Origin of the sequence: Brevundimonas lenta (assembly GCF_014196335.1) — a bacterium.
Lineage (GTDB): Bacteria > Pseudomonadota > Alphaproteobacteria > Caulobacterales > Caulobacteraceae > Brevundimonas > Brevundimonas lenta.
In genome coordinates this window covers 283,685-301,400 of sequence record NZ_JACIDM010000001.1, presented here as the reverse complement: position 1 = coordinate 301,400, position 17,716 = coordinate 283,685, and the positions used below count along the sequence as shown (strand labels likewise).

Sequence of the window (17,716 nt, the reverse complement as noted above, 5' to 3'; positions counted from 1 at the left end):
GGGCGCCGAAGCACGACCATTGCGCGAGCGTATCCGGTCCTCCCGATCCCTTGCAGACTGATCGCTGATAACCGATCCGGCCCGCCGCCGACCCGGCTGCATGCGGCGCTTTTGGGGGTTCCCGACGGCGTCGGGCTGGCCTAGTTGGTCGCGCGGCGAAGGCGTGCTTGCCCCAGCGGATAAGCAGCCTAGTCTGCCTGCCAATCGGCGGCCCCGGTGCGGGGCCGTGCAAAACGAGACGTGTCCATGCCCGGCGAAACGGCCCCCAAGCTCCCTCAGGCGATCAACCTGGAGGTGCTGGAGGCGAACTTCGCAGCCGCCAACGGCCATCCGCCCGGCGCGGCTGAAAAGGCTTATCTGGCCCAGGTCCTGGAGGACCACGCCCCCGACGAGACGCCCGATCTGGACGGCGCCGATCTGGCCGCCCTGCTGGCCGCCGCCTGGCGCTCGGCCGAGGCGCGCGAGCCCGGCGGCCCGGCCCGCATCAGCGTCGGCCCGCACACCGGCGCCCGTGGCGTCGCCACCGGCTATGACGCCGTGGTCATCACCCAGGACGACCGTCCCTTCCTCGTCGACAGCGTCATGGGCGAACTGGCCGAGGCCGGCGTCACCGTCCGCTCCATGTACCACCCGATCATCGAGGGCCCGAACGGCCGCGCCTCGCTGATCATCGTCGTCATCGACGCCCTGCCGCAGGAGCGCCGCGACGCCCTCGGCGAGGCCCTGGCCGCGACCATGGCCGACGTCCGCGCCGCCGTCGCCGACCACGGCGCCATGCAGGAGCTGATCGGTCGCTCGATCGCCCACCTCGAGGACTCGCCCAAGGGTGTCGACGCCGGCGTCCTGGCCGAACACCTCGACTTCCTGCGCTGGCTCAAGGCCGATCATTTCGTCTTCCTCGGCGCCCGCGACTACGACTATCCGCGCGCCCCTGACGGCGACTACGAGGCCGAGGCCCCCCTGTCGCAGTCCGGCGTCGGCCTCGGCGTCCTCGCCGACCCGACCCGCACCGTCCTGCGCCGCGCCAACGAGCCGGCGGTGCTGACCAAGTCGATGAAGAAGCAGCTGGACCTGTCCGAGCCGGTCACCGTGGCCAAGGCCAACGTCCGCTCGCGCGTCCACCGCCGCGCCTACATGGACTATGTCGGCGTGAAGCGTTTCGGCGCCGACGCCCGCCCGTCGGGCGAGACCCGCTTCGTCGGCCTGTTCACCGCCGAGGCCTACGACAAGGCCGCCACCGAGGTGCCGCTGATCCGGCGCAAGGTCGCCAACGCCCTCGCCCGCGCCGGCAAGATCGAGGGCACGCACAGCTACAAGCGCCTCAAGAACATCCTCGAGAACTATCCCCGCGACGAGCTCTTCCAGATCGGCGAGGACGAGCTGCTGAACATCGCGCTCGGCATCCTGCACCTGCACGACCGTCCGCGGATCAAGACCTTCACCCGCAAGGACCCGTTCGACCGCTTCGTCTCGGTGCTGGCCTTCATCCCGCGCGAGCGCTTCTCGGCCTCGGTGCGCGAGCATATCGGCGCCATCCTCGCCCGCGCCTGGGGCGGCCGCCTGTCGGCCTGGTATCCGCAGCTGTCGGACCAGCCGCTGGTCCGCATCCACTACATCATCGGCGTCACGCCGGGCGATCACCCCTGCCCCGACCCCATCGCTCTTGAGGCCGAGATCACCGAGGCCGGCCGCAGCTGGGTCGACCGCTTCGAGAGCGCGCTCCGCGCCGGCGGCGTCGACGAAGTGTCCGTCGGGCCGGTCAGCGTCCGCTGGGCCGAGGCCTTCGGCGCCGCCTACCGCGACCGCTATGACGCCGCCGAGGCCGTCCTCGACTACCAGTCGATCGACACCCTGAACGCGACCGGCGACCTGTCGCCCGGCGAACCCATCGCCGTGCGCGCCTTCCGCACCGGCCGCGACGGCCCGCTGAACTTCCGCTTCAAACTCTATCGCCGCGGCTCCGCCGTGCCGCTGTCGGACGTCCTGCCGATCCTGGCCGACATGGGCCTGAAGACGCTCGAGGAGTGGGGCTACGCCCTCAAGCCTGCGGGCATGCCCGAGGTCCACGTCCACGAATTCCTGATGGAGGACCCGCGCGGCGGCGACCTCAATTTCGATACCGTGAAAGACCCGTTCGAGGCCGCCTTCGCCGCGGTCTGGAGCGGCCGCACCGAAAGCGACGGTTTCAACCGCCTGGTTCTCGAACTCGGCGTCAGCTGGCGTGAGGCGGCCCTGGTCCGCACCCTCGCCCGCTACCGCCAGCAGACCGGTCTCGACCCGTCCCAGGCCGTCCAGGAAGAGGCGCTGCGCGACTACCCCGCCGTGGCCCGCGCCATCCTGGCGCTGTTCAAGGCCAAGTTCGATCCGGCCGCCGGCGGTGACGCCGCGGCGCGCGAGAAGACCGTCGCCGGCCTCGTCGACGACATCAACGACCTGCTCCAGGCCGTGAAGAGCCTCGATCACGATCGGGCACTGCGCCGCATCGCCCTGCTGGTCCAGGCCATCAAGCGCACCAACTACTACCAGGTCGCGGCCGACGGTCAGCCCAAGCCCTACATCTCGATCAAGATCGCCTCGCGCGAACTGGCCGACCTGCCGCTGCCCAAGCCGTTCCGCGAAATCTTCGTCTGGGCCCCGTATGTCGAAGGCGTCCACCTGCGCTTCGGTCCGGTCGCCCGGGGCGGCCTGCGCTGGTCGGACCGTCGCGACGACTTCCGCACCGAGGTGCTCGGCCTGGTGAAGGCCCAGCAGGTCAAGAACGCGGTCATCGTGCCGGTCGGCTCCAAGGGCGGCTTCTTCCCGAAACACCTGGCGGCCATCGTTCGCGCGGGCGGCGACCGCGACGCGCAACAGGCCGAGGCCATCCGGGCCTACAAGACCTTCCTGTCGGGCCTGCTGGACGTCACCGACAACATCGCCAGGGACGGCTCCGTCGTCCCGCCGGCGGCCGTGGTGCGCTGGGAAGGCGACGATCCCTATCTGGTCGTGGCCGCCGACAAGGGCACGGCGACCTTCTCCGACATCGCCAACGGCGTTTCGGCCGATTACGGCTTCTGGCTGGATGACGCCTTCGCCTCGGGCGGCTCGGTCGGCTACGACCACAAGGTCATGGGCATCACCGCCCGCGGCGCCTGGGAGGCCGTGAAGCGGCACTTCCGCGAGATGGGCAAGGACATCCAGACCCAGCCCTTCACCGTCGTCGGCGTCGGCGACATGTCGGGCGACGTCTTCGGCAACGGCATGCTGCTGTCCAAGGCCATCAAGCTGGTCGCCGCCTTCGACCACCGCGACATCTTCATCGACCCGAACCCGGATCCGGCGACCTCGTGGGTCGAACGCGACCGCATGTTCAAACTGCCGCGCTCGTCCTGGCAGGACTACGACAAGTCGAAGATCTCGGCCGGCGGCGGCGTCTTCCCGCGCTCGGCCAAGTCGATCGAGCTGACGCCCGAGATCAAGGCCCTGCTGGAGATCCAGGAGGACGCCGTCGACCCGGCCGCCCTGATGAAGGCCATCCTCAAGGCCCCGGCCGAGCTGCTCTACCTCGGCGGCATCGGCACCTATGTGAAGGCGCCGAACGAGACTGACGCCCAGGTGGGCGACAAGGCCAATGACGCCATCCGCATCGACGGCAACGAACTGCGCGTGAAGGTCGTCGGCGAGGGCGCCAACCTCGGTCTGACCCAGGCCGGCCGCATCGCCTTCGCGAAGAGCGGCGGCCGGATCAACACCGACGCCATCGACAACTCGGCCGGCGTCGACAGCTCCGACCACGAGGTCAACATCAAGATCCTCACCGGGGCGGCCATCGCCTCGGGCGCCCTGAAGCAGGAGGACCGCAACGCCCTTCTCGCCTCCATGACCGACGAGGTCGGCCTCAAGGTTCTGGCCCACAACTACGACCAGACCCTCGCCGTCACCCTGCAGCAGGCCGAAGGCGTCGCCGCCCTCGACCAGCAGCAGCGCTTCATGCAGTGGCTGGTCTCCAAGGGTAAGCTGGACCGCAAGGTCGAGGGCCTGCCCGACGATCTGAAGATGGCCGAGATGAAGGCGACCGGCGGGGCCATGACCCGTCCGGAACTGGCCGTCCTGACCGCCTATTCCAAGCTGGAGCTGTTCGACGACATCGTCGCCTCGAAGGCCCCGGACGACGCCTTCTTCAAACAGACCCTGGTCCGCTACTTCCCCGGCCCGCTGGCGAAGTTCGAGGCCGACATGCAGCGCCACCGCCTGCGCCGCGAGATCATCTCGACCATCCTGTCGAACGAGATCGTCAACATGTGCGGCCCGACCTTCCCGGAACGCCTGCGCCTGTCGGCCCAGTGCGACACCGGGGCGATGGTCCTCGCCTTCGAGGCCGCGCGCCAGATCTTCCGCCTCGACCAGGCGTGGGACCAGGTGTCGGCCCTGGACCTGAAGATCCCGGCTGAGGCCCAGACCGCCCTCTACCAGGAGATTTCGACGGTCCTGCGCCGCCAGACCTTCTGGCTGGCCCGCCGCGCCATGCGTCCGGGCGCCACCGTCGACGGCCTGATCGCCGCCTACCAGCCCGCGGCCGACCAGCTGCGTTCGGCCGGCGGCGCCGTCCTGTCGCGCTACGAACAGGGCCGCCTGGAAAGCCGCATCCAGACCTTCGTCGGCATGGGCGCCTCGGAAGCCATGGCCCGTGACTTCGCCATGCTGCGTCCGCTGGTCGCCACCGCCGATATCGGCGACCTCGCCCGCGAGGCCGGCTGGCCGGAACCGGCGATGGCCATGCTGTACCACCAGGTCGGCGCGGCCTTCGACTTCGACCGCCTGCGCGCCGCCGCCGGCGCCGTTCCGTCGGCTGACCACTTCGACCGGCTGGCCGTGCGCCGTCTGATCGAGGACCTGATGGCCGAGCAGATGACCCTGACCCGCGCGGTGGCCAAGGCCTCCAACGTCTCGGTCGGGGCCAGCGAGGCGGCTGCCGAGAAGGCCGTCGACGACTGGATCGGCCCGCGTCTCCAGACCGTCGAGGGCGTCCGCGCCTCGGTCGACGAGATCGAGACCTCGGGCTCGGGCTGGACCTTCGCCAAGCTGACCATCGCCAACTCGGTCATCCGCGAAATCGCGTCCTCCGCCGCCTGATTACGCCTGAACCCCCGGTCGCTTCGCGGCCGGGGGTCGGTCTGCTAGCGTGCGGAGCTGAGGGAGAGGGCTGATGTCGCGCAAGTTTCTGATCGTCGTCGACGACAGCCCCGAGTTCGAGGCCGCCCTTCGCTATGCGTGCCGTCGCGCCCGCTCGACCGGCGGCCATGTCGTCATGCTCCGCATCATCCCGCCCGCGGCCTCCGACGCCCACTGGGCCGGCGTCCGCGACGAGATCGAACGCCAGACCCGCGCCGAGGCCGAGGCCTCCCTGAACCGCTGGGCCGGCGAGGCGTGCGAGCGCTCCGGCTCCACGCCGATCCTGCTGATCGAGCGCGGCGAGCCTCAGGGCTGCATCCGCAAGGTCGTCGGCGAGGATCCGGACATCAAGATTCTCGTGCTGGCGGCAGGGGAGGGGAGCCGCGGTCCCGGCCCTCTGGTCGGCGCCGTGGTCAAACAGGGCGCCTCCTTCACCGGCCGCAAGCTGCCCGTCACCATCGTCCCCGGCGAACTCACCGAGAAAGACATTGAGGACCTGGCCTGACGCCGCGTCGCCGCAGGTCTTGAAGCCGCCGCCAGTCAGGCGCACTTACCCGGCATGTTCATTCAGACCGAACCGACGCCGAACCCCAACGTCCTGAAATTCCTCCCGGGACGCGACGTTTCCGAAGACCCGCGCGACTTCGTTAACCAGGACGAGGCCGCCGCCTCGCCGCTGGCCGAAGCCCTGTTCCAGCTGGACGGGGTGAAGGGCGTCTTCTTCGGCTACGACTACGTCTCGGTCACCCGCGATCCGGCCGGTCTCGACTGGGCCCAGATGAAGGCGCCGATCCTGGCCGCCATCATGGATCACTTCGTCTCCGGCGCGCCCCTGCTCCGTGGCGGCGCCTTCTCCAGCGCCGATCCGGACGGCCAGGACACCGAGATCGTCGCCGAGATCAAGCAGTTGCTCGATAGCCGCATCCGGCCCGCCGTGGCCCAGGACGGCGGCGACATCCTGTTCGACGCCTTCGACGAGGAGACCGGCGTCCTGTCTCTGCGCATGCGCGGCGCCTGCGCCGGCTGCCCCTCTTCCTCGGCCACGCTCAAGGCCGGGGTCGAGCAGATGATGAAGCACTACGTCCCCGAGGTGACCCGGGTCGAGCAGGTCATCTGACCACAGGCTTATCCACAGGTCGGCGATGAAACGAAATAGTCCTCGTCAGCGCCGCCTCCCTCGGTCATTCTGCAGCGATGCCCCGGTTTGAGAGCGATATCGACGCCCGGCGTCTCGGCGAGGCGCTCGCCGCCCTGCGCCGTATTCGCGGCCTGAGCCAGGCCGAGGCCGGCGAGCGCGTCGGCATCACCAGCCAGGGTTGGGGTCTCTACGAGGCCGGCAAGCGCCCCGGCCTGTTCCGCCCCGACGTCCAGCGCCGCCTGACCGCGGCCGTCGACGCCACCCCGGAGGCGCTCGCCCAGCGTCTCACCCGCGTCCAGCCCGCCGCCAGCCTCGAACCCGCCGCCTCCGGCCTCCACAGCGCCGGACGCGCCTGGAGCAGCCCGGCCCCGCCCGAAACCCTCCGCCTGCAGCTCTCGACCGACGACCTCGCGCCCTGGGCCGCCTCGGGCGTGACCCTCGAATACATGCCCGGCCGCTGGCCCCGCCGCGATCAGGGCTGCGTCATCGAGCTGGACGACGGCCAGCGCCTCGTCCGCCTCTACGAACGCGCCGAGGCCGATGTGCTCGTCGTCCGCGGCGGCCCCGGCGGTCTCGCCGCCGAGGAACGCATCCCCCGCGCCCGCGCCCGCGCCGTCTCCGCCGTGATCGCCCGCCTGGACCACTGATGAAACTTTTTGATTGCAACCGTGGCGTGTCCATGAAACTGTTCCGTACCACCGAACAGGAGGCGCACGCCCATGCCCAGAACCGCCCCGCCGGACGACGTCGACGCCTTCGTCGGAGCCCGCATCGGCCTGCGGCGCACGGCCCTGGGCTTGTCCCAGTCGGCGCTGGCGCTCCGGGTCGGGGTCAGCTTCCAGCAGGTGCAGAAATACGAGACCGGCCAGAACCGCATCTCCGCCTCGCGCCTGCATCGCGTGGCCACGGTCCTTGGAACCTCGGTCGAGGCCTTCTTTCCGCCGGTCGAGACGGCGGAGGCGGACTCCGGCCATTCGCTGCAGGCCCTGCGCTTCATCACCGCGACCTCGGACGGTCGTACGACGGCCGCGGCCTTCCCGCGCATCGCCGACCGATCGGTGCGGCAGGCGCTGGCACGGATCGTCTCGGCGCTGGCCGGAGATCGCTGAAGGCTCCCCTTCGTGCGGGAGCCATCCAATGCGGGTGATGGTGATCGACACCGCCCTGGGCCTCTGCACGGCCGGGGTCTTCGAGGTAAATGGTGACGACGTCCGCCCGCTCGGTCTGCGGTCAGAGGCGATGACCAAGGGCCATTCCGAACGGCTGGCCGGTCTCGCCCGCGACGCGGCGGCCGACGCCGGCGGGTTCGCAGCCATCGACCGCATCGGCGTCACCGTGGGCCCCGGTTCGTTCACCGGCCTGAGAGTCGGCCTGGCCTTCGCCCATGGTCTCGGCGCAGCGCTCGGCCGGCCGGTGATCGGAGTGTCCAGCCTCGACGCCCTCGCCGCCTCCGCCGCCGCTCCCGACGCCGCCGCCCTCATCGATGCCCGGCGGGGTCAGGTCTATGCGCGCTTCTGGATTGACGGCGTGCCCACCGGACCGGCGGAAGCGCTGTCCCTGGACGAGGCCCGCGACCGCGTCGCAAAGCTTCCCCCGGCCGCCGTCCTGATCGGATCGGGCGCGGCCCTGGTCGCCGATGCCGCGGCGGAACTCCGCGCCCTGGACGCAGCCGGCCCCGCGCCCGAGGCCCTGGCCCGTCTCGCCGCCCGACTCGATCCTGCCGCCGCCCCGCCCGCGCCCCTCTATCTGCGCGCGCCGGACGCAACGCCCCCCAGCCGCCTGCCGGGCCAGCCCCGGACAGCGGCCCCGGCATGAGCGCGACCGATCACGCCGCCCAGGCCGCCCGCCTGGCGTGCCTGCACGCCGAGGCGTTCGATCGGCCCTGGAACGCCCAGGCCTTCTCCGACCTGCTGGATCAGCCGGGCGTATTCGCCGCCGAGGCGCCCGACGGCTTCATCCTCATGCGCGCGGTCGGCGACGAGGCCGAGATTCTGACCCTGGCCGTGCGCCCGACGGCCCGCCGCCACGGCTTGGGCGCGCGGCTGGTAGGGGAGGGGGTCGCCGGCGCCAGTGTGCTGGGCGTCGATCGCGTCTTCCTCGAGGTGGCCGAGGACAACGCGGCGGCGCGGTCGCTGTACCGCCGCGTCGGCTTCGTCGAAACCGGCCGGCGGCCCCGCTATTACGTTCGTAATGACGGCACGATGCAGGATGCGCTGCTTCTTGCTCTCAACTTGACGGCGCGGCTTCCCTAGGACGCCCTGCCCGCCTATTCTCCGCGCCCATGGACCGGATCGAAAAACTCTGCGCCGAGCGCGGCATGCGCATGACCGAACAGCGGCGCGTTATCGCGCGCGTTCTATCCAGCGCCGATGACCATCCGGACGTCGAGGAACTGTACCGCCGCGCCTCGGCCATCGACCCCCACATCTCGATCGCCACCGTCTACCGGACCGTGCGCCTGTTCGAGGAAGCCGGCGTGGTCGAGAAGCACGACTTCGGCGACGGCCGCAGCCGCTATGAAGAGGCCGGCGACGACCACCACGACCACCTGATAGACACCCGCTCGGGCGAGGTCATCGAATTCTTCGACGCCGAGATCGAGCGTCTGAAGGACGAGATCGCCGAGCGCCTCGGCTTCCGCCTCATCGGCCACAAGCTGGAACTGTACGGCGTGCCGATCGAGGGCGCCGAACCGTCCAAGCGCGACGGCCTGATCTTCAAGCGCCACGCGCACCGCGACGAAGACGCGGCCTGAGCCTGCTCGCCGCGTCCTGACAGACAGAAGCCCTGGAGCGACGCTCCGGGGCTTCTTTCATTCCACCGCCGGCCTCAGGCCGCCATGCGGATGTCCTCGGCGTGCTCGGGGTAGGGCGCGATGCGGCTCTCATCGACGGGCTGCCCGGCCAGTTCACTGGCGTAGCCGTGGTTCACGTCGCGGTGGTGCGCCTCGTCCGCCCGCACCACCAGCACCACGTCGCGCAGCGTCGCGTCGTCCGGCAGCTTCCAGTAGTGTTTCGCGATCGCCGGGGCCGGGACGTTGGGGCTGCGGCCTTCGTCCAGCTCCTTCAGGTAGTGGGTGTAGCTGATCACCGCCTCCTCCTCGAAATAGCCGACGATGCGGTGGGCGGTCTTCGCGCTGACGAGATAGAGCGTGAAGAAGGCGAGGTAGAAGACCCACTGCACGCCCAGGATGACCAGGCGTTCGAACAGGGTCGGTTTGGCCACCTCGATGAAGGTCATCAGGTGCATCCGCTCGTTCTCCGCCTCCTCCATCAGGGTGCGGATCCAGCCGTCGTCGTCGCACATCCGGCGCAGGCATCTCAGGTGGGTGAGGGCGGCCCCGACCATTCCGGGCACCGCCGCCACAGTCTCGAGCACGATCGCCCGGTGGCCGTAGCGTTTGGCGAAGAACGTATCGGCGCAGAAGCGCAGCACCTTGGTGAAACCGAGCGCGATCCGGTCCGACAGGCCCTCGGGCCGATGATGGACAGTCAGATCGACGAGGGGCGCGGTATGCACGGCAAGCTCCTTGAAGGGGGTCAGACCGGGGCTCGGACCGACCGGGGGTGGGGTTCCAGTTTGAAGAACAGGGCCAACTGCAGACTCTGGCCGATGCGTTCAGCGCGCGCCTGGACTGCGGCGGCGGCGGGCGGGGGCAGTACGTCCGCGGCCGTGCGGGCCCACAGCGCCAGCCAGCGCTCGAACAGCTCCGGCGTCATGCGCTCGCGGTGCTTCAGATGGGCGCTCATCGGGTTGCCCTTGTAGCGCCGCGTCGCATTGCTGACGGAGGACCAGAAGGCGATCAGGCGCTCGATGTGCTCCGGCCAGTCGGTCACGGCCTCGTTGAACACAGGGCCCAGTTCGGGATCGGCCCGGACCCGCTCGTAGAACAGCGGCACCAGCCTGGCGATGTCCGCTTCGTCGATGTCGGCGGCGTCGTTCACGACCGCGCTCCAAAACATGTATGCTGAATACATGTATTGGCCTTCAAAATCATGCAATCGAAATGCATGTATGGAGCCGCGACCGACTGTCCCAGGGAGCGCCGATGCGCCTGACCCGCTACACCGACTACGCGCTCAGGGTGCTGCTGTATCTCGGCGCCCGGCCTGAACGGCTGTGCTCGATCTCCGAGATCGCGGGCGCCTACGGTATCTCGCAGAACCATCTGATGAAGGTCGTGAACGACCTCGGACGGGCCGGATACCTGTCCAGCGTGCGCGGTCGCACCGGCGGGCTCCGCCTCTCACGCGCCCCGGTGGAGATCAACGTCGGGGCGGTCATCCGGCATACGGAGGACGGTTTCGACCTGGTCGACTGCGGCAGTTGCGTCATCGCCCCCGCCTGCGGCCTGACCGGCGCACTGGGACAGGCGCTGGCCGCCTTCATGGCCGTGCTGGACGGCTACTCGCTGGAGGACCTTCTGTCGAAGCGGGCCGACATGCTCGCCCTGTTTCCCTTGCCCGATCCCGGCAGGTCGGGCGCCGCACGTAGCGCGCCCCGACGGGGCGTTCTAAAAGACGCCTGATGACCGATACCCGGACCGACCATCAGCCCGCGGGCGATGGGCAGGCCGCCACCCGGCGCCTGTTCATCAAGACGTACGGCTGCCAGATGAACGTCTACGACTCCGAGCGCATGGCCGATGTGCTGCGGCCGCTGGGCTATGCCCCGACCGACACGCCGGAGGACGCCGACTTCGTCATTCTCAACACCTGCCACATCCGCGAGAAGGCGGCCGAGAAGGTCTATTCCGAGCTCGGCAAGATGCGGGTGCTCAAGGAGGCCAGGGGCGGGGCCATGACCATCGCCGTGGCCGGCTGCGTCGCCCAGGCCGAGGGCGAGGAGATCATGCTGCGCCAGCCGGCGGTCGACCTGGTTGTCGGCCCGCAGGCCTATCACCAACTTCCGGAACTGCTGACCCGCACGGCGCGGAAACGCGGTGAGCGGATCGGCGCCGACTTCGCGCCCAATGAAAAGTTCGACGCCCTGCCGCAGACGCGCGGCGTCGACGGCGTGACCGCCTTCCTCACCGTCCAGGAGGGTTGCGACAAGTTCTGCACCTTCTGCGTCGTGCCCTACACGCGCGGATCCGAATGGTCGCGGCCGGTGGCGTCGGTGTTGGCCGAGGCCCGCGAACTGGCCGACCGCGGCGTGCGCGAGGTCACCCTGCTGGGTCAGAACGTCAACGCCTACAACGGCGAGGGTCCGGACGGGCAGCCGTCGACCCTGGCCCGCCTGTTCCACGCCCTGGCCGAAATTCCCGGCCTGGACCGCATCCGCTATACGACCAGCCACCCCAACGACATGTCCGACGACCTGATCGCGGCGCATGGCGATCTGGACGTGCTGATGCCGTGGCTGCACCTGCCGGTGCAGTCGGGCTCGGACCGCATCCTGCGGCTGATGAACCGCAAGCACGGCCGCCAGAAATATTTCGATCTGATCGACCGCATCCGCGAGGCGCGGCCGGACATGGCCATGTCCGGCGACTTCATCGTCGGCTTCCCGGGCGAGACCGACCGCGATTTCGAGGACACGATGGATCTGGTCCGGCGCGTGAACTACGCCTCGGCCTTCTCATTCATGTATTCGCCGCGCCCCGGCACCCCGGCCTCGACCATGGCCGCCCAGGTGCCCGACGCCGTGTCGTGCGAACGCCTGCATGCCTTGCAGTCGCTGCTGACCGAACAACAGATCGCCTTCAACGCGTCGCGCGCGGGCATGACCATCCCCGTCCTGTTCGAGCGCAAGGGTCGCCATGACGTGCGCGCCCAGGCCGTCGGCCGCTCGCCCTGGCTTCAGTCGGTGCACGTCGACAACGCGGATCACCTGATCGGCCAGATCGTTCCGGTTCACATCGACCATGGGCAGCAGAACAGTCTGACCGGGCGTCTGATTCAGCAGAAGGCGGCCTGATGGCGCGTGAGAGTGAGTTTCTGGCGCTGGACGATGCAGCGCTGCGCGCCATCATCGGGCCGAACAGCCGCCACGTCGCCCTGATCGAGGACGCCTTCAAGGTGCTGATCGAGGCCCCCGGCGGCGGTGTGACCATCAACGGCTCGCCCAGGGACCGGGCCCAGGCCAAGCGGGTGATCCAGGTCCTCGCCGATCGCGCCGACACCGGCGCCGAGATCACGGAGGCCGATGTCCGCACCTCGCTGGGCGCGGCCGTCAGTTCGCCGCGGCCGGGGCAGGGGAGGACCGTCCCTGACGCCGTCGCCCTGCCGGTCGGCCGCCGCGGCGCCATCGCGCCCAAGACCGCCGCCCAGGCCCGCTATCTGGAGATGCTGTCGCGCTGCGAACTGACCTTCGGCGTCGGCCCGGCCGGCACGGGCAAGACCTTCCTCGCCGCCGCCTACGGCGCCTCCCTGCTGCGCCGCGGCCAGGTCGACCGGCTGGTCATCACCCGCCCGGCGGTCGAGGCCGGCGAAAAGCTCGGCTTCCTGCCCGGCGATCTGAACGAGAAGGTCGATCCGTATCTCGCCCCCATCTGGGAGGCGCTGAACGACATCCTCGGCCCCGACGACGTCCGCCGCCGGCGCGACAAGGGCGAGATCGAGGCCGCGCCGATCGCCTTCATGCGCGGCCGCACCCTCGCCCACGCCTTCATCATCGTCGACGAGGCCCAGAACACCTCGCGCCTGCAGATGAAGATGGTCCTGACCCGTCTGGGCGAGGGCGCGCGCATGGTCGTCACCGGCGACCCGTCGCAGGTCGACCTGCTGAACCCGCGCGATTCCGGCCTGTCGCATGCGCTCCGCATCCTCGACGGGGTGACGGGCGTCGGCGTGCTGAAGTTTGAGGCCCAGGACGTGGTCCGCCACGCCATGGTCGAGCGGATCGTGCGCGCCTACGACGCCGACGCGGCGAAGCGACGGCCCGCCGCCGATCTGGAAGACCCTGACTCATGATCGAGATCGAGGTCGAGGACGACGCCTGGATCGCCGCCCTGCCGGACGCGGCGGCGGTGGTCGAACGTGCCGCGATCGCAGCCCTGGGCAGCGTCGAGGGCGATGTCGTCGTGCTGCTGACCCATGACGCGGCGGTGCAGGCTCTCAACGGCCGGTTCCGCGAGAAGGATCGGCCCACCAACGTGCTGTCGTTCCCCGCGCCCGAAAGCGCCGCGCCCCACCTCGGCGACATCGTGCTCGCCTATGGCGTCTGCGCCGGCGAGGCGGCGGAGCAGAACAAGAGCCTGGCCGATCACCTGTCGCACCTGACCGTGCACGGCGTGCTTCACCTGCTGGGCTTCGATCACGAGGTCGAGGCGGAGGCCGAAGAGATGGAAGCCGAAGAGCGATCCATCCTTGCCAGCCTGGGCGTGGCCGACCCATACACGGCGCATGACGACCATCACGGCGACGCTTGACCCCGAAGGCCCGCGCGCGCGGCTGATCCTCCGCTTCGGCCGCATCGGCCTGGCGCTGGCCGCCGGCGTGGCGACAGCGCTGGCGCATCCGCCGTTCGGCATCCTCCCCGGCCTGCTCGGCTACGCCCTGCTGATGTTCCTGACCGAGCGCAGCACCAGCGTGCGCGGCGGTTTCTGGATGGGCTGGCTGGCCGGCTTCGCGTATTTCTTCATCAGCTGCTGGTGGGTGGCCGAGGCCTTCCTCGTCAATCCGGACCAGGCCTGGATGGCCCCGTTCGCCGCCAGCCTGCTGCCGATCGGCCTGGCCCTGTTCTGGGGCACGGCGACGGCGCTTTATCGTCGCTTCCAGCCGTCGGGCATGAAGCGCGTGCTGTTCTTCGCCGCCCTGTTCTGCCTGCTGGAATGGCTGCGCGGCCATGTGCTGACCGGCTTCCCCTGGAACCCGGCGGGCGCCAGCTGGAAGGCGGGATCGGCCGCGTCCCAATTCGCCTCGGTCGCCGGCGTCTACGGCCTGAGCTTCGTCACCGTGGCCGCCGCCGCGGCCTTCGCGCCTCTGCTCTCGCCCGGTCCGCGCAAGAGCCGGATCGTCACGGCCGTCGCCGGCGCGGTCGCCATCGCCGCCCTGCTGGTCGGCGGCGCGGTCCGCCTGTCCAACGCCCGGGTCGAGCTGACGCACACCCTGGTGCGGATCGTCCAGGCGGACGTGGCCCAGGAGTCGAAATGGACCCCCGAGGCCTATCAGGGCATCGTCGATCGCTATGTGAACCTGACGGCGCGCCCCGGCGTGGGCACGCCCGATATCGTCATCTGGCCCGAAGGCGCCCTGCCGGCCGCCGCCAATGACGTCTTCGCCGCCGGCGCGCCGGAGGCCGAGCAGATCCGCCGCGCCCTGCAGCCTGGCCAGACCCTGATCGTCGGTCTGAGCCGGGCCGAGCCGGACGCGAACAGCTTCATGGGCGCCCGCTATTTCAACAGCCTGTTCCTGGTCCGGAACACCGGCGGCCCTGCGCTGGCCGTCAGCGCGGCCTACGACAAATACCGGCTGGTGCCGTTCGGCGAATATCTGCCGGCCGGAAGCCTGCTGGGCGCGCTCGGCGTGCGCAGCCTGACCCATATGCCGGTCGACTTCAGCCCCGGTCCGCGTCCGGCCCCGATCGACATTCCCGGCGCGCCGCGGGCCCAGCCGCTGATCTGCTACGAGAGCCTGTATCCGGGCTTCACGCCGGGTTCGGCCGGCCGGCCAGGCTGGATCGTCAATATCTCCAACGACGCCTGGTTCGGCCGCACCTCGGGACCGGTCCAGCATCTGAACCTCGCCAGCTACCGCGCCATCGAGACCGGCCTGCCGATCGTGCGCTCCACCCCAACGGGCATCTCGGCCATGATCGATCCGTGGGGCCGGGTGGCCGGCGACCAGAAGCTGGAGCCGGGCGAGAGCGGCGTCATCGACGCCCGCCTTCCCAAGCCCGCGGCCGTCACCCTGTACGGCCGGATGGGCGATCTGCTGTTCTGGCTGGCGCTGGCGATCGGTCTCGCCACGGCCGCTCCGTGGAGCCGAATCGGTCGCCGCAAGGCCGACTGAATCGCCTTACGGGTGTCCCCAAAAATCGACATTCGCGCAACCCGGGTGGGGGCGAACCGGTTACGCAACCAGAACTTCGCGTGCGGGACCCGTTATCGTAATTTTTGATGACATATGCCCGTCCGGAGCGCATTCAGGCTTCGCTGATATCGACTTAGAGGGCGTGTCACTATGGCCAGAGGCAAGGGCGAGGAAGGTCCTCATCCGGTGGACCGGCACGTGGGCCGCAGGGTTTGCGAAAAGCGACTGGCGCTCGGATACAATCAGAGCGATCTCGGCCGCGCTCTCGGACTGACGTTCCAGCAGATCCAGAAATACGAAAAGGGCGCCAACCGGATCTCGGCGTCGAAGCTGTGGGACATCGCCCGCTTCTTCAAGGTCGACATCGGCTACTTCTTCGAGGGCCTCAGCGGGGCCCAGATCGCCGGCCTGGCCGAAGGCGGATCGGACTTCGACCACGACTTCCCCGCCACCCGCTACACTATCGAGATCAGCCGCCTCGCGCCCCAGCTGTCGACCCGCCAGCAAAAGCTGGCGCTCGAACTGATCCGCGACATGGCCGACCGCAAGGAGACGGACGAGGACTGACGTCCTCGCCCTTCGAACCCCTCAGTTCTGCGACGCGCTGCGCCGCCGCCCGAATTCAGGCGCGGCGGTTTTCTGCTGCACCCAGTAGCTGGCACCGTCGCGCGGCTTGAACATCGTCTTGGGCACGCCGTCGCGCGACACCACCGCAAAGGTGTTGGTCGAGGCCTGGTACAGCAGCACGTCGCCGTTCGGCCGCTCCACCCGCTCCGTGCCCGCCGGCGGGTTCGAGGTGAAGCGCTGCACCTTGTCCAGATAGTCGCCGGCCGACCGCGCCCCGAAATCCGCGCCGTTGCGCTCGAACAGGCGCGCCACCTTCTCGTCGACGCTCTCCCGCCGGTTGCCGGTCAGCACCGTCCGCGCCTTTTCGGGCGCCGCCTCGACCGCCTCGACCGCTCCGCCGGACGTTTCCGCCGCCATGGCCGCGGCTGAACCGGCCGGAGCCCGGTCCCGCGTCTCGACCGCCGACCCGCCGTCGCCGCACGCCGCCAGCCCCAGCAGGATCGTCGCCGCGCTCGTAATTGTGATCATACGTTTCATTGCACCCTCCCGTTGCAACCCACCGGCGAAGACGATAACCACAGGTTTCTTGTTCTTGCAATGTTCCATTTTGCGACGGCCTCTCTCGACGTTCGGCGGGCGCATCGCTAGATCATCGGCATGACCACGGCTTCGCTGTCCGGACGCAAGGTCCTGCTGATCGTCGGCGGCGGCATCGCCGCCTACAAGGCGCTGGAGGTGGTGCGCCTGCTCAGGAAGGCCGGCGCCGAGGTGATGAGCGTGCTCACCGCCGCGGGCGCCGAGTTCGTCACCCCCATGTCGCTGGCCGCTCTGACGGGTCGCCCGGTCCGCCAGGACCTGTTCATGCCCGAGGACGAGACGGCCATGGGCCATATCGAACTCTCGCGATGGGCCGATCTGGTGGTGGTGGCCCCGGCCACAGCCGGCCTGATCGCCAAGGCCGCCAACGGCTTCGCCGACGACCTCGCCTCGACCACCCTTCTGGCCACTGACAAGCGCGTCCTGCTGGCGCCGGCGATGAATGTGCGCATGTGGCTGCACCCCGCCGTCCAGGCCAATGTCGAGCGTCTGAAGGGCTTTGACGGCTTCCATGGCGTCGCCGTCGTCGGCCCCGACGAGGGCGAGATGGCCTGCGGCGAGTTCGGTCCTGGCCGTATGGCCGAGCCGCCCGCCATTATGGAGGCCATCGCCGCCCTCCTGGCCGGCCCCGACGGACGTCCCCTGGCGGGCCGCAGGGCGGTCGTGACCGCCGGACCTACCTTCGAGCCCATCGACCCCGTGCGCGGTCTCACCAACCGCTCCAGCGGCAAACAGGGCTATGCCATCGCCCAGGCGCTCGCCGACCTCGGCGCCCGGGTCACCCTGATCTCAGGCCCCGTCGCCCTGTCGGCCCCCATCGGCGTCGACCGCGTGCCGGTCGAGACCGCGCGCGAGATGAAGGCCGCGGTCGAGGCGGCCCTGCCGGCCGACATCGCGGTGATGAGCGCCGCCGTCGCCGATTGGCGCGTCGACGGCGTGGCCTCCGGCAAGCTCAAGAAGGCCCCCGGCGGCCCGCCCTCGCTGGCGTTGATCGAAAACCCCGACATCCTCGCCAGCGTCTCCGCGCCCGGAAAGTCGCGTCCGAAACTGGTGATCGGCTTCGCCGCCGAGACCAGCGATCTGGAGGCCAACGCCCGCGCCAAGCTGTCGCGCAAGGGCTGCGACTGGATCGTCGGCAATGACGTTTCCGACGACGTCTTCGGCGCCGACGGCAACACCGTCACCCTGTTCACCCGCGACGCCGGCGATGAAAGCTGGCCGCGCCAGTCCAAGACCGAGGTGGCCCGCAAACTGGCCGCCCGCATCGCCGACCACTTCAAGGCCTGAG

At 69.7% G+C, this 17,716-nt stretch carries 18 protein-coding genes; 15 read left to right on the top strand and 3 right to left on the bottom strand.

Translation table 11 applies throughout. The annotated features are described in order from the left end of the window. Positions 1-246 precede the first annotated feature (246 nt). The 8 genes from GGR12_RS01590 to GGR12_RS01555 all read left to right on the top strand — a co-directional run bounded on the left by GGR12_RS01590 (position 247) and on the right by GGR12_RS01555 (position 9,044). A complete protein-coding gene (locus GGR12_RS01590) occupies positions 247-5,112 on the top strand; it encodes an NAD-glutamate dehydrogenase (RefSeq protein ID WP_183202178.1) in 4,866 nt (1,621 codons plus the stop codon). 73 nt (positions 5,113-5,185) lie between these two features. Further along, positions 5,186-5,656: a universal stress protein gene (locus GGR12_RS01585; RefSeq protein WP_183202176.1), complete on the top strand. Its 471-nt coding sequence runs from the start codon at positions 5,186-5,188 to the stop codon at positions 5,654-5,656. A gap of 54 nt (positions 5,657-5,710) precedes the next feature. Beyond that, complete coding sequence (locus GGR12_RS01580) at positions 5,711-6,268, top strand: NifU family protein (protein ID WP_183202174.1); 558 nt, start codon at positions 5,711-5,713, stop codon at positions 6,266-6,268. 77 nt (positions 6,269-6,345) lie between these two features. Beyond that, a complete protein-coding gene (locus GGR12_RS01575; RefSeq protein ID WP_183202172.1) occupies positions 6,346-6,936 on the top strand; it encodes a helix-turn-helix transcriptional regulator in 591 nt (196 codons plus the stop codon). 72 nt (positions 6,937-7,008) lie between these two features. Continuing rightward, positions 7,009-7,398 carry a helix-turn-helix domain-containing protein gene (locus GGR12_RS01570; RefSeq protein WP_183202170.1) on the top strand — a complete coding sequence of 130 codons (390 nt, stop codon included), beginning with the start codon at positions 7,009-7,011 and terminating at the stop codon, positions 7,396-7,398. A gap of 28 nt (positions 7,399-7,426) precedes the next feature. Next, positions 7,427-8,104 carry a tRNA (adenosine(37)-N6)-threonylcarbamoyltransferase complex dimerization subunit type 1 TsaB gene (tsaB, locus tag GGR12_RS01565; RefSeq protein ID WP_183202168.1) on the top strand — a complete coding sequence of 226 codons (678 nt, stop codon included), beginning with the start codon at positions 7,427-7,429 and terminating at the stop codon, positions 8,102-8,104. Continuing rightward, a complete protein-coding gene (locus tag GGR12_RS01560; protein WP_183202166.1) occupies positions 8,101-8,541 on the top strand; it encodes a GNAT family N-acetyltransferase in 441 nt (146 codons plus the stop codon). The genes tsaB and GGR12_RS01560 overlap by 4 nt, the downstream gene beginning before the upstream one ends. 29 nt (positions 8,542-8,570) lie before the next feature. Next, positions 8,571-9,044, top strand: coding sequence for a Fur family transcriptional regulator (locus GGR12_RS01555; protein ID WP_183202164.1), 474 nt, complete (start codon positions 8,571-8,573; stop codon positions 9,042-9,044). A 74-nt stretch (positions 9,045-9,118) separates the two neighbouring features. Here the strand turns inward: GGR12_RS01555 and GGR12_RS01550 are convergent, their stop codons facing one another. Together GGR12_RS01550 and GGR12_RS01545 are read right to left on the bottom strand one after the other, a co-directional pair. After that, on the bottom strand, positions 9,119-9,808 hold the full coding sequence (locus GGR12_RS01550) for an alternative oxidase (RefSeq protein WP_183202162.1): 690 nt from the start codon (positions 9,806-9,808) through the stop codon (positions 9,119-9,121). 20 nt (positions 9,809-9,828) lie between these two features. Continuing rightward, entirely contained in the window at positions 9,829-10,233 is a 405-nt protein-coding gene (locus tag GGR12_RS01545; protein ID WP_343053054.1) for a group III truncated hemoglobin, read from the bottom strand. 104 nt (positions 10,234-10,337) lie between these two features. Between GGR12_RS01545 and GGR12_RS01540 the strand changes: the two genes are divergently transcribed. The 6 genes from GGR12_RS01540 to GGR12_RS01515 all read left to right on the top strand — a co-directional run bounded on the left by GGR12_RS01540 (position 10,338) and on the right by GGR12_RS01515 (position 15,831). Next, on the top strand, positions 10,338-10,817 hold the full coding sequence (locus GGR12_RS01540; RefSeq protein WP_183202157.1) for an Rrf2 family transcriptional regulator: 480 nt from the start codon (positions 10,338-10,340) through the stop codon (positions 10,815-10,817). Beyond that, entirely contained in the window at positions 10,817-12,208 is a 1,392-nt protein-coding gene (gene miaB / locus GGR12_RS01535; protein WP_183202155.1) for a tRNA (N6-isopentenyl adenosine(37)-C2)-methylthiotransferase MiaB, read from the top strand. The genes GGR12_RS01540 and miaB overlap by 1 nt, the downstream gene beginning before the upstream one ends. Beyond that, positions 12,208-13,203 carry a PhoH family protein gene (locus GGR12_RS01530; protein ID WP_183202153.1) on the top strand — a complete coding sequence of 332 codons (996 nt, stop codon included), beginning with the start codon at positions 12,208-12,210 and terminating at the stop codon, positions 13,201-13,203. Before miaB ends, GGR12_RS01530 begins: the two co-directional genes overlap by 1 nt. Further along, a complete protein-coding gene (gene ybeY, locus GGR12_RS01525) occupies positions 13,200-13,661 on the top strand; it encodes an rRNA maturation RNase YbeY (protein ID WP_183202151.1) in 462 nt (153 codons plus the stop codon). The genes GGR12_RS01530 and ybeY overlap by 4 nt, the downstream gene beginning before the upstream one ends. Then, positions 13,636-15,243 (top strand): apolipoprotein N-acyltransferase, encoded by a 1,608-nt coding sequence (gene lnt, locus GGR12_RS01520; protein WP_183202142.1) that lies wholly within the window; start codon positions 13,636-13,638, stop codon positions 15,241-15,243. Before ybeY ends, lnt begins: the two co-directional genes overlap by 26 nt. Before the next feature lie 171 nt (positions 15,244-15,414). Next, positions 15,415-15,831, top strand: coding sequence for a helix-turn-helix domain-containing protein (locus GGR12_RS01515; RefSeq protein ID WP_183202140.1), 417 nt, complete (start codon positions 15,415-15,417; stop codon positions 15,829-15,831). Between the two features lie 21 nt (positions 15,832-15,852). Here the strand turns inward: GGR12_RS01515 and GGR12_RS01510 are convergent, their stop codons facing one another. Continuing rightward, a complete protein-coding gene (locus tag GGR12_RS01510) occupies positions 15,853-16,368 on the bottom strand; it encodes an S-type pyocin family protein (protein ID WP_183202138.1) in 516 nt (171 codons plus the stop codon). A 120-nt stretch (positions 16,369-16,488) separates the two neighbouring features. Between GGR12_RS01510 and coaBC the strand changes: the two genes are divergently transcribed. Further along, complete coding sequence (coaBC, locus tag GGR12_RS01505) at positions 16,489-17,715, top strand: bifunctional phosphopantothenoylcysteine decarboxylase/phosphopantothenate--cysteine ligase CoaBC (protein ID WP_183202136.1); 1,227 nt, start codon at positions 16,489-16,491, stop codon at positions 17,713-17,715. Position 17,716 lies beyond the last annotated feature (1 nt).